20 protein-coding genes are annotated in these 20142 nt (G+C 44.2%); 8 read left to right on the top strand and 12 right to left on the bottom strand.

What is annotated here, in order from left to right; all coding sequences use genetic code 11:
* Positions 1-92: 92 nt before the first annotated feature.
* The 4 genes from AAIH57_RS03565 (at position 93) to AAIH57_RS03550 (ending at position 2247) form a co-directional block, all read left to right on the top strand.
* Positions 93-611, top strand: coding sequence for a DUF3231 family protein (locus AAIH57_RS03565; RefSeq protein WP_175396558.1), 519 nt, complete (start codon positions 93-95; stop codon positions 609-611).
* Between the two features lie 173 nt (positions 612-784).
* Complete coding sequence (locus tag AAIH57_RS03560) at positions 785-1624, top strand: manganese catalase family protein (RefSeq protein ID WP_430020561.1); 840 nt, start codon at positions 785-787, stop codon at positions 1622-1624.
* 106 nt (positions 1625-1730) lie between these two features.
* Complete coding sequence (locus AAIH57_RS03555; protein WP_175396556.1) at positions 1731-1922, top strand: spore coat protein; 192 nt, start codon at positions 1731-1733, stop codon at positions 1920-1922.
* A gap of 13 nt (positions 1923-1935) precedes the next feature.
* Positions 1936-2247 (top strand): spore coat protein, encoded by a 312-nt coding sequence (locus AAIH57_RS03550; protein ID WP_430020560.1) that lies wholly within the window; start codon positions 1936-1938, stop codon positions 2245-2247.
* 99 nt (positions 2248-2346) lie between these two features.
* On the opposite strand, the gene AAIH57_RS03545 is transcribed toward AAIH57_RS03550, so the two are convergent.
* From AAIH57_RS03545 to AAIH57_RS03535, 3 genes are read right to left on the bottom strand one after another with little or no spacing between them, the layout of a single operon-like run.
* Positions 2347-3453, bottom strand: coding sequence for a GerAB/ArcD/ProY family transporter (locus tag AAIH57_RS03545; RefSeq protein WP_430020559.1), 1107 nt, complete (start codon positions 3451-3453; stop codon positions 2347-2349).
* 20 nt (positions 3454-3473) lie between these two features.
* On the bottom strand, positions 3474-4688 hold the full coding sequence (locus AAIH57_RS03540; RefSeq protein WP_430020558.1) for a Ger(x)C family spore germination protein: 1215 nt from the start codon (positions 4686-4688) through the stop codon (positions 3474-3476).
* A gap of 13 nt (positions 4689-4701) precedes the next feature.
* Positions 4702-6315, bottom strand: coding sequence for a spore germination protein (locus AAIH57_RS03535; RefSeq protein ID WP_430020557.1), 1614 nt, complete (start codon positions 6313-6315; stop codon positions 4702-4704).
* Between the two features lie 135 nt (positions 6316-6450).
* Between AAIH57_RS03535 and AAIH57_RS03530 the strand changes: the two genes are divergently transcribed.
* Positions 6451-7077, top strand: a complete 627-nt coding sequence (locus AAIH57_RS03530; protein WP_430020556.1) for a LysE family transporter — start codon at positions 6451-6453, stop codon at positions 7075-7077.
* Here AAIH57_RS03530 and AAIH57_RS03525 read toward each other — a convergent pair.
* The 3 genes from AAIH57_RS03525 to AAIH57_RS03515 all read right to left on the bottom strand — a co-directional run bounded on the left by AAIH57_RS03525 (position 7070) and on the right by AAIH57_RS03515 (position 10039).
* The gene (locus AAIH57_RS03525; protein WP_430020555.1) at positions 7070-8506 is read right to left on the bottom strand and encodes an amino acid permease; all 1437 of its coding nucleotides are present in this window, start codon (positions 8504-8506) and stop codon (positions 7070-7072) included. The two genes, AAIH57_RS03530 and AAIH57_RS03525, sit on opposite strands and share 8 nt — an antisense overlap.
* A 214-nt stretch (positions 8507-8720) precedes the next feature.
* On the bottom strand, positions 8721-9308 hold the full coding sequence (locus AAIH57_RS03520; RefSeq protein WP_217506466.1) for a sugar O-acetyltransferase: 588 nt from the start codon (positions 9306-9308) through the stop codon (positions 8721-8723).
* 149 nt (positions 9309-9457) lie between these two features.
* A complete protein-coding gene (locus AAIH57_RS03515; RefSeq protein WP_430020554.1) occupies positions 9458-10039 on the bottom strand; it encodes an esterase/lipase family protein in 582 nt (193 codons plus the stop codon).
* A 330-nt stretch (positions 10040-10369) separates the two neighbouring features.
* Between AAIH57_RS03515 and AAIH57_RS03510 the strand changes: the two genes are divergently transcribed.
* Positions 10370-11431: an S-layer homology domain-containing protein gene (locus AAIH57_RS03510; RefSeq protein ID WP_430020553.1), complete on the top strand. Its 1062-nt coding sequence runs from the start codon at positions 10370-10372 to the stop codon at positions 11429-11431.
* A gap of 85 nt (positions 11432-11516) precedes the next feature.
* On the opposite strand, the gene AAIH57_RS03505 is transcribed toward AAIH57_RS03510, so the two are convergent.
* From AAIH57_RS03505 to AAIH57_RS03485, 5 genes are all read right to left on the bottom strand, one after another.
* Positions 11517-12311 carry an SDR family NAD(P)-dependent oxidoreductase gene (locus tag AAIH57_RS03505; protein ID WP_430020552.1) on the bottom strand — a complete coding sequence of 265 codons (795 nt, stop codon included), beginning with the start codon at positions 12309-12311 and terminating at the stop codon, positions 11517-11519.
* 105 nt (positions 12312-12416) lie between these two features.
* A complete protein-coding gene (locus tag AAIH57_RS03500; protein ID WP_430020551.1) occupies positions 12417-13445 on the bottom strand; it encodes a helix-turn-helix domain-containing protein in 1029 nt (342 codons plus the stop codon).
* Positions 13446-13637: 192 nt separating this feature from the next.
* The gene (locus tag AAIH57_RS03495; protein WP_430020550.1) at positions 13638-15608 is read right to left on the bottom strand and encodes a 5'-nucleotidase C-terminal domain-containing protein; all 1971 of its coding nucleotides are present in this window, start codon (positions 15606-15608) and stop codon (positions 13638-13640) included.
* Between the two features lie 249 nt (positions 15609-15857).
* A complete protein-coding gene (locus tag AAIH57_RS03490) occupies positions 15858-16166 on the bottom strand; it encodes a hypothetical protein (protein ID WP_430020549.1) in 309 nt (102 codons plus the stop codon).
* A 189-nt stretch (positions 16167-16355) separates the two neighbouring features.
* A complete protein-coding gene (locus AAIH57_RS03485; RefSeq protein ID WP_413033539.1) occupies positions 16356-16688 on the bottom strand; it encodes an antibiotic biosynthesis monooxygenase in 333 nt (110 codons plus the stop codon).
* 230 nt (positions 16689-16918) lie between these two features.
* On the opposite strand from AAIH57_RS03485, the gene AAIH57_RS03480 reads away from it, so the two are divergent.
* Together AAIH57_RS03480 and AAIH57_RS03475 are read left to right on the top strand one after the other, a co-directional pair.
* Positions 16919-18193 (top strand): stalk domain-containing protein, encoded by a 1275-nt coding sequence (locus tag AAIH57_RS03480; RefSeq protein WP_430020548.1) that lies wholly within the window; start codon positions 16919-16921, stop codon positions 18191-18193.
* Between the two features lie 68 nt (positions 18194-18261).
* Complete coding sequence (locus tag AAIH57_RS03475) at positions 18262-18687, top strand: hypothetical protein (protein WP_175396542.1); 426 nt, start codon at positions 18262-18264, stop codon at positions 18685-18687.
* Between the two features lie 135 nt (positions 18688-18822).
* On the opposite strand, the gene AAIH57_RS03470 is transcribed toward AAIH57_RS03475, so the two are convergent.
* Complete coding sequence (locus AAIH57_RS03470; RefSeq protein WP_430020547.1) at positions 18823-20007, bottom strand: PLP-dependent aminotransferase family protein; 1185 nt, start codon at positions 20005-20007, stop codon at positions 18823-18825.
* Positions 20008-20142: the final 135 nt, after the last annotated feature.

Raw genomic sequence — 20142 nt, 5'->3', positions numbered from 1 at the left:
TAACCAATGTTTGGTTATCGGTGAGAATATAATTATGGCATTAGGTAAAACATAATTCGGTAAAACGACATCAAATTTGGAGGGGAATTCAAATGGGTATTTTAAGTGGTAATCCCAAAACTGAACCGATGCATTACGGTGAAATCTTCAGTGTATGGCAATGTTCCATGGTAGCCAAAGGAGCCGTTTCCTGTTATCAAGCGTACTTGAATCATGCAGGTGACAAAGATTTGAAGAAAGTATTGGATGCCCTGTTGGATCAGGCCAAACTGGAAATTAAAGAATGCGATACCCTGTTAACCGAAAACGGAATTGCACCCGCGCCAACATTGCCGGAAAGACCTCCTGTAAAATTGGAAGATATCCCGGCCGGTGCGAGATTCACGGATCCTGAAATTGCGGCTAAAGCAGCAGCTGATACTGCATTGGGTCTGGTTGCAGCAAGCCAAGCCATGGGACAATCCATTCGAGAAGATATCGGTGCATTATTCGCGAAATATCACGTCACCAAGACGGCACTGGGCCTTAGAATTTTGCAAATGAACAAAGAAAAAGGATGGCTCATCCCTCCACCTCTTCAAATCAAAAGACCGGATTCTGACAAGGCCTAAGTACCTTTGTGTTTTGCTGACATTAGACTTCATCATCCCAAGACAAGACAAAGAAGGAGATGCTTCTCTCTCCATTCTTTGTCTTTTTTTGCTATGCACTCTGTTTAGAATTTTAGGAGCAGGTTATATACATTTAGAATTAATCTACCACACAAATAAATGGAGGGATTCATATGTTTCGACATCAGAAAGAGTTACAATTCGAAGTAAAAGTAGATCGCCCGGATCCCATGTTTGCTCGTCAAGTTCAAGAAGTATTGGGTGGACAGTTCGGGGAAATGACCGTTATGATGCAGTACCTTTTTCAAGGATTTAATTGTCGGGGCGAAGAAAAATATAAAGATATGCTCATGGATATTGGCACCGAGGAAATTGGCCACGTCGAAATGCTCTGCGCACTGATTAGCCAGTTACTGGATGGTGCTACACCAGCTGAGCAGCAAAAAGCGGCTGAAGATCCTGTTACAGCTGCCATTATGGGAGGCATAAATCCCCAACACCTGCTAGTAAGCGGTTTGGGCGGTTTGCCTAGCAACTCTAACGGCGTGCCTTGGAATGGTTCCTATATTGTGGCAAGCGGCAACCTTCTTGCGGACATGCGCTCTAATCTGCATGCCGAAAGTCAAGGCCGTCTACAAGTGGCAAGACTTTACCATATGACGACAGATGAAGGTGTACGCGCAACTTTCCGTAAAATGTTGGCACGCGACCGTTACCATCAATATCAATGGATGGCGGCTATTCAGGAACTGGAAGAGAAGAACGGAGTTGTCGTTCCAGCTTCCTTCCCTCCTGAGGCAGAGATGGAATCTCAGCCAGAGGCCTACGAGTTCTGGAATCTGTCCGAGGGGACGGAGTCCAGTGAAGGTTTATGGGCTACAGGAAGCGCCCCTGATGGAACTGGAGACTATGTATATGTATCCAATCCTGTTCCAAAAGGACAGATTTACTCGCCTGTTATCCCGGCCACAGAACTCCACCATGACCTGGATGGTAAAGCAAGTGATAAATAGTGTTCATCCAGCAAACTGCTGATTTTTCATCCACCAAACATTTTTTTTGTTTCTTCCTTTCTATGTAGGTACTAATTTACAGACGAATATCTGGAGGTGCTTCAAGATGGCAACAAAGGAACTTGCTTTACATGAGAAACTTGAAATCCATGAACTGCTTACTCTCAAAACTTCATGTGCCACCAAAGCCGTAACGATGCTGGAACTTGTCAAAGACGAAAAACTGAAGTCCTTGATTGAAGACGATTTGGACAACTCTTCCAAAGCAATTGAAGAATTAAAATCCCTATTAAAATAAGGAGGTAATTCTGATGACTACCACCAAAACGAAAGAAATGCTCGTGAAGGCCATAGCTCCGATGGATGATTTGGCCATCGCTACCGATTTGCTTCTGTCTGCCAAGTCGGCCGTACGCACCTATGCAATCGCTCTTACCGAAACGGCGACTCCAAGAGTGCGGAAAGTATTGAAAGCCCAATTGGATACTGCGATCGAAACTCATCAAAAGATTGCAGATTACATGATCAAAAACGAAATGTATCATCCTTACAATATTGAAGAACAAGTTGAGCATGATTTGGAAAAATCCGATACGGCTTTAAAACTGGTGGAATCAAATTAAATGGTTAACAGAAAAACGACTCCGTGTCATACGGAGTCGTTTTTTGTTCTAGTCTATATACATCAAATGAAGTCTCTATGTACATTTCGATAATGTTAATTACCTTTTAGTTTTTTTGTTTTTCATTCTTTTTTTCAAAAGAATAACGAGGAATAACAAAACAGGAAGGAAAATTTGAAATACAGGAGAAATATAAATCAACGTGAACCCCCGACCAACTTCAATATGTTCAGTAAAAGTCGGTGATAGGAATGAAACTCCATATAAAACAATCCCCATTGGTAACACCCACTTCTTGTAGCTTCTCTGTGTTATTCTTTCAAGTCCAATCACTGCACCATGGAAGAATGCAGCCAATTTAATACCTAGCCCCAAAAACAAAAGCAAAGTGAATAAGGCATCCATTCGCTCAAATACCTCTGTCATCTCAATCAATTGAACCGTCTGCAAAAGCGGGAGTGTACTGAACATCGCGATCTGGGGACCCATGACGAAAATGATGAGTTGATTAATAAAGGTTAAAGAGAGAGCGGTTATGATATAAGCAGCGATTACCACTTTATTCAGATTCCTCCCATTACGTGCATAGGGATAAAAGACCAAAAACAAGACGGCCTGCCCAAATGGAAAGGAAATCATTTCCGGGAAAGCTGCTCTAAAAATGGGACCCCACCCATTTTCCATAACAGGCAGACTTAAATCCGTGTGGAGAAGGCCCGTGGAAGGAATCAATACGCTAATTAGCGTATAGCCCAGAACCATAACAGGAAACAGCATCATGCACATGAGGAACAACACCCGATATCCATATCGAACGGTGTTGGAGACGACAACAATTGTAATTAAACTAACCAACCACAATGGTGTTCTATTCAATAATGTCAAATCGGTGACTTCAGCTAGATCCCGCAAATTTCGGGAAGCCTCATACGCGAAATAACTAATAAACAATAGACTTAATATTGTACCCAGTATCTTTCCCATATGGTTCCGAAGCAACTGGAACAGATCCAAGTCAGGTTCCTGATGATGAATCCCCAAATGAATGAGTAACAACAATAATCCAACAAAGGCTCCTGTCAGCATGGCTAACCATGCATCCTGTTTGGCTTCCCCGCCCATTAGAAACAAGGTTGTGCTGCCAACTTCAAACAGGGAAAGACAAACAGCCAATTCGGATACACGAAGAGTCCCGGCTGAATTCATATTTAACCATCTCCTTGGTGTTAGTGTTCCCCTTCGCTTTCCTTCTGAAGCAATCGGCTAAATGAATCCTGCAGCAAGCCTACGCGTTTGAGGCTAACGTCCACGTTAATGTCAATATCCATCTGTGCCAATACCTGTGGCCAATTATTCTTCATAGCTTTCCAATCTTTTGGATGTCTTTGATGTATTTTGTTGGCGAGCCCCAGCATATCTGCATGTAGCCGCTGACTTGCATTCCACCCCAACTGCATCTGTGATTTGATCAATTGTTCAGCTTGATCCTGCAATTCATTGACGTTATCTGTACTTACGATATTTTTTTTTGAAGTGCTCTCGTCAAGCTCAGCTTCAACTTTCGCCCTTACATGAACGCTGTAATGAGAACCTGACTTAATAGGCATAACCTTCACCTTTGCTTTCCTGACAAAAAAAGAGTTAATCTCACCATGTCCTCCTTCATAGCTCAAGTTAGTCTTGTTTATTCGATCCGTTAGCCACGAAATGCCCATACTCTCTCTTTGATTCAATTTTCCGATTTCTTTGTCTTTATTGAACACACTTAATCCATCGAGTCTCAATTTGCTTGGTGTTGTGGTCTGCTTGAAAATGTCGATGGATTCCAATTTACCAGGATTCTGACCTTTAACAGTGACGATAGGAATTCCGGCAGCTCCGCTATCTGAAGTAATTTTCAAAGCAACTTCATGCAAGTTCATGACAGGATAAAAGGATCCGATCTCATTGTTTCGTTCCAAGATCTCCGACAGTGCGCGACCAGGCTGCTTTTCTGGTGGTATCAGTTTCTTGAGGTAATCTCTTGCCTCTCCATCTGCAATGATCACCTTTACCGTTTCCCGGGCATTAACATTGCGATAGTAGTCATCCATAATTTCTGCAATTCCATATTTTGACGCTTCCTGACCAATCAACATGACGTTCGTATGTGCGAAGTACAATCTTTTGGGGTTCTCCACACTGCTTTTCGCTACCGCTTCCCGAATTGTTTTCCCTTGAGATGAGAAGGTGGTCACGGATGCTTGAGATCCACCAGATGATCCCATTGTACTGGTCGCGGGAGGTACAATGATTTGATAGGTAATATCCCACCTTCCGTCCTTACGGTCAAATCCTGTGGCGGTAGCAATGCCCAGATCATTTAATTCGGTACGATTACCACACCCGGCAATGAATACTCCTAAACAAAGTATCATTACACAGAGAAATAAACGAATCACAGCAACCCCTCCCTTATTCGCTGGCATCAGATTCATGGATACTGTCTAAATTATTGTCTGAGCCTGATGGAAATTGGTGTGGGGCTTGCCTTGTTTTATTGCCCCCCGCTTTCTCATCAGGTCTAGTCTTCATTGCCCACCAAGGTACCCTTAAGATCAGATCTTTCATGTTCGACTTGTAAAATGGACTGTAAGGTGACAAATAATCCATCCCGAATGATCTTAACGATACCAAGTGCGCCAGCAGAGGAATAGCGCCTGCCAATATGCCGAACAAACCAAGGGTACCTGCAAGTAACATAAATGGAAAACGCATTAACCGGACTGCAGTTGCCATGCTGAAATAAGGAATAACAAAGTTGGATATCGCTGTGAAGGAGACCACAATAACCATCGCTCCCGAGACCAACCCTGCTTCTACTGCTGCTTGGCCGATAACCAATGCACCTACTATAGATATCGCCGGTCCAATCGCTCGTGGCATCCGCACACCCGCTTCACGGATAACCTCAAAGGTAACTTCCATAAGCAAAGCCTCAAGTAATGCCGGAAAAGGGACACCTTCCCGTTGAGCGGCCAGCGTAACCAATAAAGTGGTGGGTATCATTTCTTGCTGAAAAGTAGTTAAAGCGATGAATGTGGAAGGCAATAATAAAGAGACTGCGAAAGAAATCATCCGAATAATTCTCAAAAACGTGGAAATATCATATCGCTGATAGTAATCCTCTGTAGTTTGAAAAAAGTTAAAAAAAGTGACAGGAGCAATCAGGGCAAACGGGGTTCCATCAACAAGAATGGCTACTTGTCCATCCAGCAGGCTGCCAGCCACTGTATCCGGACGCTCTGTATTGATCATGGTCGGAAAAGGAGTGATAGGCGCATCCTGGATGAATTCTTCTATGTAACCACTCTCGAGGATACTGTCTGTTCGGATGGAACCTAGTCTTTTTGTGATTTCTTCAACCACTTCCGGTTTGGCGATGCCTTGAATATAAGCCACTGCAACTGACGTTTGGGTGTACTCTCCGATGTTGTGCATTTGAAACTTCAGGTCAGGTGTCCGAACCTTTCTTCGAATAAGTGTAATGTTGGTCGTTATTTCTTCTGTAAATCCTTCTTTTGGTCCCCTGACCACCGTTTGGGATGTAGGTTCTTCCACTGACCTTCTTTCTCCTCCGGAGATGGATACAGCTAAGACTTCCTGCACACCGTCTACCATAATAACCACATACCCGGTTAATATGGCTTGATAGACCCGTTGGGGTGAATCCAAACTTTCGATATTTCCTGAGGGTAGAATTTTTCTCACTAATACATCTGCTGGTTGGTCTTCATATGGTGGTGAGGTGTTAACAAATTGAATGACATTTTCCATAAGTTCAACTAGCAGGGCGGAATCTGTCAAACCCTCAATGTAACAAACGGCCAGAGGGGTGTCCTCCGCTGCAGATCCAGGGAAATCACGAATCACAAAATCAGGACTATATTCGAATGCTTTCTTTATAGAGCTAAGTTTATTTTGTAGCGATGGATCCAACTTCTCAGATTGCTTTATTTGATTTTGTCCAGCTTCTACCTCCTTCTGGGGTTGAGATGTAAATACATTTTTCATCCACCGGAAGAGCATGATCCCACCTCCTTTATTTTCCGATTAATATGGGTTAGGCCTGAGAAAATTATGCAAATAAACAAACGTTTGTCCTACAAATGTGATTCATAGAATAAGCTGTTAGAGTACACGAAAGGAGGAGAATCGCGTTCCATGTTAATTGGTTATATATTTCTTGGAATCTCTTTATCCGCGCCGATCGGGCCGATTAATGCCGCGCAGTTGGACAAGGGTGTCCGAGGTGGCTTCATGCCTGCCTGGTTTGTTGGGTTGGGCGCGATCGCCGCTGATATCATTTACATGCTTCTCGTTTATTTCGGTGTCATTCACTTGCTGGACCTTCCTTTTGTAAAGGCTTTCCTGTGGTTGTTTGGCTTCTTTGTTCTGGTATATACCGGTGTGGAAAGTATCAAAAATTCAGGAAATCTTACCTCATCTGATATGAGAGGAGATGAATCAACGTTATCCAAATCGTTCATTCACGGATTTCTGATGTCACTGTTCAATCCCCTATCCATTATGTTTTGGCTTGGCATTTATGGCTCCATTCTGGCCAAGGCGGTGAATGATTCTTCCGTGGAGCAAACGCTGATTAACAGTGGAGCGGTGATCCTCGGGATCCTGATCTGGGATATCTTCATGGCAGCCGCCGCAAGTTTATTCCGCAAGTACCTTACTTCAGGAGTATTAAGAGGCATTTCCATCATATCCGGCCTCTCACTCGTTGGTTTTGGACTCTACTTTGGAGCTAAAGCCATTCAATTTCTCTTTTTTATTTAAGTTTGCTTTTGCGAAGCCGAATCCCCGTTATGTGGAAAGTGGGCGTTTCTTCCTTGTTGCTCTGTTCTTCTTCAGCATCATCTGTATTGGAGGGATTTTCCCCCTTCTTCTTCTTACGAACCTTATGCACAATGATGTCACTCATGGCAATAAGAAAGACAAGCAGCAGGCTAATAAAGAACCCGGGTCTGCTGAGGGCATGGAATAGCGTACCTGTAACGGCCAAGCCAATCAGCACCAGTCCAATCCATCGTTTGACGATGCTGAACTTCCCTGCTTTCAACAGTCGACCAGAAGACAGCAATATAAACGACCAGTTGTACATGAGCATTAATCCGGCTGCTGTCGTTACATATTCATACACCTTGCCAGGAAGCAGCAGAGACATGATAATGGTTGCGATCAGCCCACATCCAATGAGAGAGAGCGCAAATAATGGATATTTCTTTTTCCATTTCCGTGCGAATAACCGCGGGGCGTCTCCTTCTTGAGCTAGGGTGAGCATCATGGAAGTGACAGCATAGAGTGACGCCGTCATCGTAGAAAAACCCGCTACAATCAATACACCATTGAACAAATGCGGAACAAACGCCAAGTGATCACTACTAAGGGCCAGGACAAACGGGCTCTCTTTCGGATTAAAGGCATTTAGCGGAACCATCGTTAAAGCGAGTCCGATCGAAACAACGTACACTGTCGAAAGTGCAATGAGCATCACTTTTCCTGCTTTAGGTGCCTCTTCCGGTTTTTGAAGTCGATATGACATGATCCCGAGCACTTCAATACCCCCATAGGCATAAAATGCAAATAGAAAAGCAGACCACAAGCCAATACCGCCCTTTGGAAAAATTTCTGCCATGGCCAGAGGTACTTTGTGCTCATACTTTGTCCCGCCAATCCACCCTGCGAGAAGCGCAATGGCAAGAACTACAAACATGATGATTGCTGCAATCTTAATGATGGCCAATACATTTTCAACCCGGTCAAATCCTTTGTTGCCGAAGAATACAATGCAGAGGCCCACAATACCGAATCCGGCAGCAAAGATCCAGAGGGGAACATTCGGAAACCAGAAACGCGAAAAAATGGACAAGGCCGTTAACTGACTTCCCATAATCAGTAGTTCGGAAAACCAATACACCCATCCGCTGGCAAAGCCTGCCCAGCTTCCGAACGCCTTTTTCGCATAGGAACGAAAAGATCCCTGTTCGGGGTGGTCTGATGTCATTCTTGCCAAGGCATCAAAAACGATATATGTACCCAGTGCCGCCAAGATATAAGCCAGCAGTACAGCGGGACCACCAATGGATATCGCAAGGCTGGAACCCAGAAAATATCCTGTGCCAATGGTCCCCGCCACACCAAGCAAACTTAATTGCCACCATTTCAGTTTCTTTTCCTCTGTAGAGGCATCTGATGCTTTGCTCATTTTTTCATTCCTCTTCTATATAATTTGGATCGCACAAGGTAGCCTTTCCCAATTGTCCCTATTTCATGTCCTGTGTTGGCAAAACAAAGAAAGCCGCCATATTGGCGACTAAAGTGACACTACTCTTGTAATTTGATCGAAAGACGCCACGAGACATCTTCCGTTATCTTCTTTTATTTATCCTGATAAAATTAAACTTCCTCTTTCAGAGATATCATGCTCTGGGATACTTATCTTTGTCGGCTTCCGTAATCGCTCGAATAACCCGGCACGGATTGCCAGCTGCGATGACACCTGCCGGAATGTCCCTGGTAACAACGCTACCCGCCCCAATAACCGTGTCATCTCCGATGGTTACGCCTGGAAGGACAGAAACACCTCCGCCTATCCATACATTGCTCCCCACAGTAATCGGAAGGGCGATCTCTAATCCCTGATTCCGCTGTTCCGCATCCAAAGGATGGCCAGCCGTGTAAAATCCGCAATTGGGTGCAATAAACACATGATCTCCAAATGTAATTTTCGCTGCATCCAACATCACCGCATTATGATTACAATAGAAGTTTTCTCCGATCTCTATGTTGTATCCCTGATCACAGAAAAAAGGTTGTTCTATTAGAAATTTGCTACCGGTTTTTGCTAATAATTTTTTCAGAATGGCTTCTCTTTCGGCAATCATTCGTGGACGCAGCTGGTTGTAGTCGTAACACAGCTCTTTGGCTTCAAGGCGTTCGTTTACCAACTGTGGATCATTGTTATTGTCGTACAACAGCCCTTTTTGTGCTTTTTCTTTTTCGGTCATCATGAAGTAAGGCTCCTTACCTATGTCTATTATCAATACGAAACTTCTATGTATTAGGGTATAAACGTCTATATTATAACACTTATTATAAGAAAAACATGAGTAACCTTTAACGAGTCACTCATGTTTCGTGCATCTACTGTTAGCTGTTATTCACTTAGTGCTGTCTTAATTAGGGCATTAACTCTTGAATTGAAGAGCAAACCTATATGGGAAACCAACGAAATCTGAATGTTATTCGCTCCAGTCAATCGGGAAAGTGCAGGAGATACAATCGTGTCGCTGGTAGAGTAGATCGAAGTAACCTCAACTCCCTGTGGCGCCGAAGTTGTAGTCAACCGATTGGCACCTCCCAAGGTTACCAGCTTGTCCACTTTGGATAAACCACCCCGATTCAGTATGTAATATAAGCTATTCGCCCCACCCATACTATGAGCCACAATATTGACTTTGGTATGGCCTGTTTCACGAAGCACATTGTCTACGAATTGACTGATCGCTGCCGAATTTAACAATTGATTTCCCTGTTTACTAGGCAGATCAATCGCGAATAACTCATCACTAGACCAACCTTGACCGCGTAAGTAGCTCTCAATAAAAGTAAAATTGCTATCTGAACCAGTTAATCCGTGAACAAAGACTACGGGTGTACGCTCTGTTGCAGCAAAAGCCTTTGAATTTTGACCGATACCAGGTATCGAGATAGCCAAAATTATGCTCATTACCATCATAAAAATCAATTTACTCTTTTTCACTCACTTCACTCTCCTTTAATAGTTTATATTTTATATAATATAAGTAAATATTTGTCACATAAATGGACCTTTAGCCTCAATTTTAACTTTGAAAATCGCAGTAACCACTGATTATACGACGTCTGGTACCTATTGATTTAAAATGGATTCACAAGGATCTGATCTCTCTATGAGCCTCTTATATATCCTCTAGCAGCCACTTTACAGAAGACCCAGATGAATAGTAAAGATTTCCTTTAGATATCTCTCTCATTCTCTGTTATGCTGAGTGACGGCAAATTTCAATTTACAGGAGGAACTTCCTAGATGAGACAACTGTTTAATCGTATCACCCTTTTCTTCTTAGCCATGATTCTTGTGGTATTCCCTTTTTCATGGAGCAGCGTCCATGCTGCCGATTCGTACAAGTCACTGGATTTGTATTTTCCGACAGATATTGACGGCCACTGGGCATACGAAACGCTCGACAATTTCGTTAACGCCGATCTCCTCAATGGATATTCGCTGGGTAATGGCGAGGTGGCTCTCAAGCCCAATCATCCGATTACCCGCGCAGAATTTGTAGCTATTCTTGTGCAGGCTACTGGACTACATAGCACAGCCCAAGGAAAAACCTTCAGTGATGTAAAGGCAGGCAAATGGTACGCTGAATCCGTTCGAATTGCCAGTTCGCTCGGTGTCGTTGGAGGTGTAAGCAGTACGAAATTCGGTCCTGATCTCCCAATCACACGTGGCGATATTGCGGTAATGGTCGTACGGGCGTTTTCCAGCACCGTTGAATTTAAAGGTACAGCCAAAACATTCAAGGATGTTCCAAACTACTATGCATCTGCCGCCATCTCCAAAGCAAGCCAGGCCGGTATTGTTTCAGGCATGACAGCGACTACGTTCCAGCCGTTTGCGAAGGCTACACGTGCCCAAGCTGTAGTCATGTTGGAGCGCGCTCTTAAGTTGGAGCAAACGGAGCTCCCTGATACCGCTGAACTGACGACACTCGCTTCCAACGCTACGGAATCGGAGATCAAAGCCATGACGGAGCACAACTATGATCAAATGTCCGTGACCTACGCAACGTATTACACAGGGTATCAGCTTTCTTACAATTTCACGTCTTTGGAGGATCTCACCTCTACACTGGATGAGGAAACATCCATGGATATTGAAACGCTCTCTCAGCCGGACTTTTCCGTTATCGAAAACTCGAACCGTTACGCTGTATTAGAAGCTGCTGGCGGCAAGATGAAAATAACGATAAATTCGGGTGAGGGCAAGCAAGAAGAGACTGTGTCCATGGACGGGTTGTATAAACTCAGAAAAATGAATGATAACAGCTGGAAAATCTATGCCATCTTACCCTATGAGGAATAGACCATAATACATCACGTACTCTCATATTCAACAAAAAAACCACTGAATTTGTTTTCAGTGGTTTTTTGCCTAAAGACTGATGGTATTAATAAATGGTCGGAATCATTCCTCCATCCATACGGATTGGAGAACCTTTAAATGCGGATGCATAAGGACTGCATACAAAAGCAGCGAGTCTGCCTATTTCAACAGGTTTGATAAATCGCTGTATTTCGGATTGAGGCAAGTTTGTCATCATAAATCGTTTCTCTTTTTCCAAAAAACTCAACTCTTCATCCGGATACAACCCTTCAATAATCTGCTGTACATTCTCAGAGAGTGTTGGACCAGGCATAATGGTATTGACCGTTACTTCTGTTCCTATGGTTAATTTGGATAAACTTTTGGACAGAGACAGGAGCATCGATTTGGTCATGCAATACTGGGGCATCTGGCCTGAAGGCATAACTGCTTCTTCACTCGCTATGAAAATAATGCGACCAAATTGATTATTCAACATCTTCGGCAAGTAAAACTTGGATAGTCCGTTAGCAGCAAGAACATTGGTACGGAAGTATTTATCCCAGATTTCATCGTCCACATCCTCATACTGCATGAGTTCGTAAATGCCCATATTGTTAACCAGAATATCCACATGGGGGTATTTTTCAAATAAAGCTTCTCGTTGTTTTATGTCAACCAAATCAGCGGTTGCATGCTTCGGTGATGTTTCCGGATATTTTGTCTTCAATTCATTGACGGTTGCTTCTACTTCTGAGTTATTCCGGCCATTGACGAGTACATGAACTCCTTCTCTGGCAAGTTCAAACGCGATTGCCTTCCCAATACCTTTCGTTGATCCTGTTACTAGAGCGGTTTTTTGATGTAATCCCATATCCATCTTTCATTTCTCCTTGATCGTTTGGCATGTACGGCAAGCTGACTGGAATCATTCATTGGTTATTCCGTCTTCTGCTCCCGATAAGGATAGTTTACCGTGACCAAATTAGTTCGTAACTAGCCTGCTGTGCCAAACTTCTTGCTTAAGACGCCAATTCGAAGGCGTTTCCCCTTCCCAACCTCGGAATGCACGGTAAAATGAATTTTGATCTTCGTATCCTACGAGGAAGGCCACTTCTTTTATATCAAGTGAGGGATCAGATAAGTACTCCCGTGCCTGCTCGTGCCTGGCTAGTGTCAGCAGCTGTTTGAAGCTCGTGTTTTCTTCAGTAAGACGTCGCTGTAAAGTCCGGTGACTCACTCCTAATTCCTTCGCCACAATGTGGATGTCGGGGCGCCCTCTGGTGAGGCTGCGTTTGAGAATCCATACGACCGCGTCTGTCATGGATGGACTGCGCTGCTGTTCATCAAGGGAGCGATCGAGCACGGGTGTCAGAATCTCAAGCAACTCTTCGTTATAAGTAATAAAGGGCCTGTCCAGATCTCTCTGATGTAAGATCAATCGGTTGCTTGGTGCCCCAATCCGGATATTGCAACCGAAATATTCTTCCAGCGTCTTCAGATCTCCCATAGCGTGCGAAAATTCGACCTGCTGTGCATTTAGGGGCTGACCCGTTCCACGGCGTCCAAGCTCCAGAAGAAATACGAGCGTAATCCCCACCAAAACGGGCGGTCCTGATTGACTCGTATTTTTCCACTCCAATTCGATCGTGCAGTGCTCCTTCTCCTCGGTAATACGCAAGCTTTCGGGAGGGCACATTTGTTTGTAACGCGCCATGCGATGCAGTGCATCACGATAGTCACGAGCATGGTAAGTGGCTAAAACACTCGGTGGATAGTGCGCTGTTTCAAAAACGGTTGCGAGCTTGATGATTCCTTCAGCCGTATCACCTATTAGATCGGAATAAGCCTGCCAGATCGCGAAATACTCATCCGTATTGACGGTTATATTGGTGATCTTCTTGAGCGGCAATTGTGCTTGGCGTGCTACGTCATGGGCGTCAATTCCCAATTGCTCTAATCCAGCCCAAAATCCAGGGGCGATTTTAATACGTTCATTGGGATGGGGCTTCATACCTTGGACTCCTTTGATTAATTTCAAGTATAGACTAGGATACTCTTTCGTTCATAAGATGTCTATTCTAATGGAATTGTCTTAAAGAGGAATGACGGTATTAGGTATTAGGCAGTAGGCTGCTGGACGTAAAAAAGCCGCCATGAAGGCGACTCCTTTACCATGCAATTTTTCAGTTGAATTACTTCCAAATTATTTCTGGATAACCCCTTGTTTGAGCAGTTCGTTAACATTTAGCGATTGATCATAAGGGACATCAATCTTGCCTTCATTCACCAATTGAATGATTTTATCCCGGTACGGGCTTGCCAGATCAATTCCAACGATCTCCCAGTTATTGTCCACTTCAGGGGAAATCTCCTGATGCTTTTGAATGTATTCAACCAGGTAATCCCGGATGCTGCGCGGTGACTCCCAGTCGCGGTTCGCTGCTACCAATTTGTAGGCCTTCAGTGCGCTGCTGTATCGATAATTGTTGACTGCAAGCTTCAGTTCCTGTGAGTCCGTCAGAGGTTTACCTTGATACATCACGTCAACGATCCGTTGTCCTGCAGGTTTGGATACATCGATTTTGTAATCCACACCCGCAAACATATCATACAGATAACCTGGAACCTCTGGATCGAAGCTGATGGATACGTCGCCTTCTTTCCATTGATTATAGTGGGAAGCAGACCACTCCATATAAGCTCTTAGTTCTTTACCAGTCACATTAACGGTATATAGTACGTTGTCGAATTTGTAGATGTCAAAAATATTGGCATACGTGATATTGCCTTCTTTTAGATTGGAGGTGTCTTTAAACAAAGCTGCGGCCGAGACGTCCGCTCCGCTCACTTCCAGCTGAACCTTGTTGATGAGATCAACCACGGCTGTATCTTGGAGCTTGCCTTCCGGAATGCCTTTAATTTCATCGACAGGCTGGAAATCCGCAGTGGCCTGTCCGAATATACCGCCCGAAGTACCTTCAGCTCCAGCAGAGCCGCCACCTGTAATGAATTGGATGGTTGCTTCATGTTCTTCTTTCACCAGGTTTTGAATTGCCGGGTCCGGCGTGTATGCGGCCATATCGACTACTTGAACTTGTCGGTCCGTTACTTTAGTTGTTCCATGATCTTTCTTCACTTCAATATCAAAGCGCACAATATCGCGTCCGAGGTTGCGCGGGCCACCAATTACGGTTTGTCCGATTTTTTCATTGACAATAATGTGCATGTGTCCAACGAGCATGGCATCCAACTCAGGCACCATTTGCACAATACGTTCTGCAGAATCCGAAGCCCCATCTTCGTCGAATTCAGCAAACATGCCGGCATGGGCGCTCGCAATAAGTACATCCACTTTCTCCTCATTTTTGAGATATTGTGCATACTTCTTCACCGTTTCACCCATGTGCTCGAATGTCAGACCGTCCACTTTATCTCCGTCCCAACGAGGAACGTTCGGTGTCGTCACGCCGATAATCCCCACTTTTACACCATCCACATCAATAACCGTGTACGGTTCGCCCAGCGTCCCACCATCTTGTGTCAGGATGTTGGCCCCAAGAACAGGGAAATTCAATTCCTTCATAATACGATCAACATGATCCAGTCCGAAGTTGAATTCATGATTTCCGAAGACCATAGCATCATAATTCATGGCATTCATGGCTTTGGAAACAGGATGAACCACATCCGTATTTTTACGATAAATATCATCCGTTAAAATATTGCCTTGATATGTGTCCCCATTGTCTATTAACAGTACATTAGGGGAGGTCTTCTTTACCTCATTGACATATGTAGATATCCGTGCCAATCCGTTGTTCGTTGTTTCCGCGCTGTCTTCATAGGTGTAACCCCACAAATTACCGTGTACATCAGAGGTACCCAGGATCGTAATGCTGGTTGTTTCTGGTTTTTCTTCTTTTGGAGGTACCTCACTAACAGCAGGAGTCTTCTCAGGAAGCTTTAACTTCTGACCGATTTGAAGAAAGTTTACATTTTTCAATTGATTGAGCTTTTGCATTTCCGCAACGGTTGTCCCATTCGTTTTGGCAATAGTCCATAACGTATCTCCTTTTTTGACAGTGTACGTTTCGGCAGCCGCAACTCCACCAAAAAGGGTAGACAACAACAAAACCATGATGAGAATCCAGCTCAACTTTCCACGATGCTTCATAAAATCCCTTTCACCTCTTATCTAGTTATGTGTGTTACCAAGTCTATCAACTAAATCATAACAAGATAAATGAAAAATATGGAGATTAAATTCAAGTTTCGGACAAAAATATTATATTTTTATACTTCATCATGTCGAATTCATGGAAATCTTCTAACTCATCTTTTCTATTATGTGATTATATGGTTATAAGACCATTTAATTTAAATAAAAAAAGCCCGATCCAGTTTGGACCAGGCTCCCTATATTCTACCCCTCTACAATATCTGCTTGCAGAGCAGTTGCAATTTCAATCATTTTAGGAACAACAGCTTCACTTGAAATAGCCACGTACAAATCTCCCGAATAAAGCCGGAACGGAACTTCCGTGTTATCGTGCTTCCACATAAAAAAATCCCCATCGATTGACATGGTACTTTCGGTTCCTGTAACGGTCAAAACCTGAGCATATGTAAAATCGGGCTGGGATGCAAAGTATTCTTTGCACTCCTCAAGAGTGATGGATTGCTCCACATTTTGTTCTTGCATCGAACGTGTGATACGGAAACGCTGATTCATTGATATGCCTCCAAATTCATTCATTCTGTTTTTGCTTTTCATCCATAATAGCAATTTACTTATCGTTTCGGCAAGGAATTGGCTCAGAACGCGCGGGATATTACTTCATTTTTCTTTGTTTCCTGCATCTTCGATCGGTTAAAATAGAAAAGAACCTCATCAAGAGGTTCATACTCCACTACCTGAACTCTATTGTTGAACAGTGCCTTTGCCAGTCTTCACCGTCTGTACTTCATACATGTTAACCGTTGTGCTGATCAGATATGCAGGTTTCTCCTGCCCTCTTTTGTTCCGGTGACCCTGTAGATGCGCATCGCTCTTCTCCCAGTTTTTCCACGCTTCTTCCGATTCCCAACGAATGATCACCATAACCTCTTCATGTTCCTTGCTTTTCTTGTTAACCATTACACTGAAATCAATCAGTCCAGGCATATCTACCACAGGGGTCGGACCACTGAAGCGTTCCAGCACCTTATCGCTGTTCCCTTTTTCAATAACCATACTGCGAGTTTGGATCAACATGACTATTCCTCCTGGTCGCCGCAGACGCTGTATACACACCAGCCTAGCAGCAATTTTATATCTCTCTCTTCTATAGTTTAATCCAATTGAAAATGATTATCAATATTACACAATATCAAGTAACAGCTTGTAATTGGAACCCTATGAAAATTTTGCTATACTACAGTATGCTAGATTAGTGTACAACGTCCCTTTTTCTACTAAATAAGGAACCAGGAGGAATATACAGAATGTTACGTAAACGTTTAGGCAAAACCGTTGCTGCCACCCTAATCGGCCTGTCCCTGCTTGGAACAACTGTAAACATCGGTGATGTACATGCAGCACCTGCCATTTCGGTTAAGCTGGATGATGTTGCGCTGCAATTTGATGCTGCCCCGCGGATTGATAAAGGAGTAACCTATGTCCCATTCCGTACAGTTGGGGAAGCGCTTGGAATTCAGATCACATGGAACAGCAAAACGCAAACGGTTAAAGCAGTAGGCAGACTTAAAGGTCAAACCACCGAGGTTCTTCTCAAAGTGGGCAGCAGCACAGCAACTGTTAATGGAACGAAAGTAAAGCTGGCTGCCGCTCCGGTACAGCGAGAAGGTCGGGTACTCATTCCGCTGAGTTCGTTCAGCAGCCAATTCGGCGTGGGTGTGGGTTGGGATCAGGCTACACGTACGGTTTCTCTGGTATCCCCGCAGCGCGAAATGCATCTGAGAGCATTTTATGCCGTGCGAGCATTTCATGAAATCGATCTTGTTACATCCATGAACTCCGTAGCCTTTGGCTGGAGTCGCATTGACCGGGAAGGCCAGTTTACGCTTCAAGGCGAGGAGTATTATCTCCCTGAGGCAGCAGGCGATGTGACCCCTCAAACCATCGTGGCGGATGCTGCAGATCAGAACATTAAGCCGTACCTTATGGTCTATGCACTGGATGGCCAAGGGGAGTTAACCAAAGTTTTGAGTGACAGCAGTCTTCGCGAAAAATCGATTCAGGGCATAACCGATGCCGTTGCAGAGAATGGATTCGGTGGAGTCGTTCTTGATTTTGAAGGATTGGGTTTTAAACTGGATGCCAAACAGCAGCAGAAGCTGCTCAACGATTACGTTAAACAATTAAAAGCTTCCTTGCCTAACGACATTTCTATATCACTAGCTGTACCGCCACTAAACAGTGCATACAAAGGCTATGATTACAATACGCTCGCTTCCTTGGCAGACGATCTCATTATTATGGCTTATCAATATAACCCTGCGGGTACCGAAGCACAGGTTCCTGAACCCAACAGTCTCGTAGATCAAGCCATTCAGCTAGCACTAAACGCAGGTGTTCCAAAAAACAAGCTGCTGCTTGGTATTAACTTAAACAGCGAAACGGGAACCTCCGTTGATGACAAGCTTGGATTAGCCAAGCGATACGATCTCAAAGGTGCTGCATTCTGGCGCCTTGGGTTATTCCGTCAATTCAGCAATCAAATGGAAGACGCGGTGAATGCATCGGTTATAAAGGAGTAGAATGAGTCCATGCGAACTTGTCTTCTATGAATATACTATTCTATCTCACAGGATAGGGGGTATGTAGATTGGCTCAATTTCTGGATGCACGAGTTTCGCAGAATGCGACATCGACCAACTCCATTGCTATACCGATTCCAGTAATCAACACTCCAACGTTATTTGCTCAGATTGGTCTATTAACTGCAGGCGCGGGGCCCAATCCCCGTGTTCAAATGAAAGGAACCATTACGGTACAGTTACCTCTGGCGCTTTTTATAGTGACGATCACGATTGTGAGAGGTACTCTGGCAACAGATCCGTTCATCTACTCGGCCAGTACCACATATGGATTGAGCGGCATAATTGCACCTGAAGTCATTACGTTTTCTGCAAATGACTTCAATCCTCCCATCACACCACAACTAACCTACTCTGCGTTCATCAGCACGAACTTATTGGGAACGGTTCGAGTAGGCCCTGAAAATTTGGACGGAGTTCTCGTCTCAGATTAATCATCATTTAAATCCAATCTTCTTTCCTACCGGAGCTGCTGCGGTAGGTTTTTTTTCGACTGAAAAAGCTCCCTTCACAGTAGCAGGTTATAAATATCCTGTCTTCTGTAAGGGGAGCTGCTTGAATCTTACCTATTAATACTGTTTCAAAACCTGTCCCAGAATCTCGATTCCCTTCACGATCTGTTCATCCGAAGGTGTCGAGAAATTCAACCTGATGGCATTGCAGGCTTCGCTCTCATCAACCAGGAAAGCCGTGCCTGGAACAACCGCTACGCCACTGGCTGCAGCTGTTTTGGCATAATCCAGCATCGGGATATGAGCCGGCAGATCACACCAGAGGAAAAGACCGCCATCCGGACGGGTAAATGTCATGGAATCCCCCATGTTCTCCTTCAGCTTGTCCATCATTAATGAAGATTTTCTGCGATATACCTCCCGAATGCTGCTGATATGTTCGGCATATGAATATTCCGCCATGAACTTGTATGCCAAAATTTGGGGAAGCATGGCCGTATGTACGTCTTCTCCCTGTTTGGCCACCACCATCTTCTGTACAACCTCGTTCGGCGCGAGAACAAACCCTACGCGTAATCCAGCAGACAGAATTTTGGAGAATGAGCCTACATAAATAACCAGTCCTTCTTCGTCCAAGGATTTGATCGTTGGCACGTCTTCTCCGCTGAAACGAAGCTCACCATATGGGTTATCTTCGAGAATCATGACCCCGTATGTTTTGGCAAGATCATAGATAGCCTTGCGTTTCTCCAGACTTGTCGTTACTCCCGTCGGGTTTTGGAAACTTGGGATCAGGTAGATCAATTTTACATTTTGCTCTGTCCGCAGTGCATGTTCCAGCTTCCCGATGTCAATGCCATCGCTCTCCATGGGGACACCCACAAGCCTTGCACCTGAAGCACGGAATGAATTCAACGATCCAATGAAGCTTGGACTCTCACAGATGATCGTGTCTCCTTCATTACAGAATACTTTACATGCAAGCTCAATACCCTGCTGAGCACCAGAAACTATGAAAAGTTCATCCGATGCTGAGCCTGTGTTATAGCCGGTCTTCAGGTGATTGGTCAATGTATCGCGCAGCGGACCGTAACCTTCTGTTATCCCGTATTGCAGGGCCGTTACCGGATCCTGCTCCAGAATCGTCTGTGTGAACGTCCGAATCGCTTCAATTGGGAACGTTTCCGGAGCGGGATTTCCAGCAGAGAAAGGAATAACGTTTTGACCGGAAGATGCCTTCAGGATCTCTCGAATAATGGATGGTTGCAGTGCTGCAATCCGATTGGAAAATGAATAATTCATTGGTGTATAGTGCCTCCCTACTTCAAATCTGACGCTCATGACTGCTTCTGCACTCCATTCTATTATACGAGGACTTGTCCGTTTTCAAAATGGTCTCCTTCAAATTAGCTGAAAACAACAAAAAAAGAGGTCGGC

Source organism: Paenibacillus sp. MABNR03 (genome assembly GCF_050455445.1).
GTDB classification, from domain to species: Bacteria; Bacillota; Bacilli; order Paenibacillales; family Paenibacillaceae; genus Paenibacillus; species Paenibacillus xylanilyticus.
This window is presented reverse-complemented; position numbering and strand designations above follow the sequence as displayed.

Coding starts and splice junctions, on each gene's coding strand:
- AAIH57_RS03565 (WP_175396558.1), top strand. CDS start 93: ATGGGTATTTTAAGTGGTAATCCCAAAACTGAACCGATGCATTACGGT.
- AAIH57_RS03560 (WP_430020561.1), top strand. CDS start 785: ATGTTTCGACATCAGAAAGAGTTACAATTCGAAGTAAAAGTAGATCGC.
- AAIH57_RS03555 (WP_175396556.1), top strand. CDS start 1,731: ATGGCAACAAAGGAACTTGCTTTACATGAGAAACTTGAAATCCATGAA.
- AAIH57_RS03550 (WP_430020560.1), top strand. CDS start 1,936: ATGACTACCACCAAAACGAAAGAAATGCTCGTGAAGGCCATAGCTCCG.
- AAIH57_RS03545 (WP_430020559.1), bottom strand. CDS start 3,453: ATGAATTCAGCCGGGACTCTTCGTGTATCCGAATTGGCTGTTTGTCTT.
- AAIH57_RS03535 (WP_430020557.1), bottom strand. CDS start 6,315: ATGCTCTTCCGGTGGATGAAAAATGTATTTACATCTCAACCCCAGAAG.
- AAIH57_RS03530 (WP_430020556.1), top strand. CDS start 6,451: ATGTTAATTGGTTATATATTTCTTGGAATCTCTTTATCCGCGCCGATC.
- AAIH57_RS03525 (WP_430020555.1), bottom strand. CDS start 8,506: ATGAGCAAAGCATCAGATGCCTCTACAGAGGAAAAGAAACTGAAATGG.
- AAIH57_RS03520 (WP_217506466.1), bottom strand. CDS start 9,308: ATGACCGAAAAAGAAAAAGCACAAAAAGGGCTGTTGTACGACAATAAC.
- AAIH57_RS03515 (WP_430020554.1), bottom strand. CDS start 10,039: ATGATGGTAATGAGCATAATTTTGGCTATCTCGATACCTGGTATCGGT.
- AAIH57_RS03510 (WP_430020553.1), top strand. CDS start 10,370: ATGAGACAACTGTTTAATCGTATCACCCTTTTCTTCTTAGCCATGATT.
- AAIH57_RS03505 (WP_430020552.1), bottom strand. CDS start 12,311: ATGGATATGGGATTACATCAAAAAACCGCTCTAGTAACAGGATCAACG.
- AAIH57_RS03500 (WP_430020551.1), bottom strand. CDS start 13,445: ATGAAGCCCCATCCCAATGAACGTATTAAAATCGCCCCTGGATTTTGG.
- AAIH57_RS03495 (WP_430020550.1), bottom strand. CDS start 15,608: ATGAAGCATCGTGGAAAGTTGAGCTGGATTCTCATCATGGTTTTGTTG.
- AAIH57_RS03490 (WP_430020549.1), bottom strand. CDS start 16,166: ATGAATCAGCGTTTCCGTATCACACGTTCGATGCAAGAACAAAATGTG.
- AAIH57_RS03485 (WP_413033539.1), bottom strand. CDS start 16,688: ATGTTGATCCAAACTCGCAGTATGGTTATTGAAAAAGGGAACAGCGAT.
- AAIH57_RS03480 (WP_430020548.1), top strand. CDS start 16,919: ATGTTACGTAAACGTTTAGGCAAAACCGTTGCTGCCACCCTAATCGGC.
- AAIH57_RS03470 (WP_430020547.1), bottom strand. CDS start 20,007: ATGAATTATTCATTTTCCAATCGGATTGCAGCACTGCAACCATCCATT.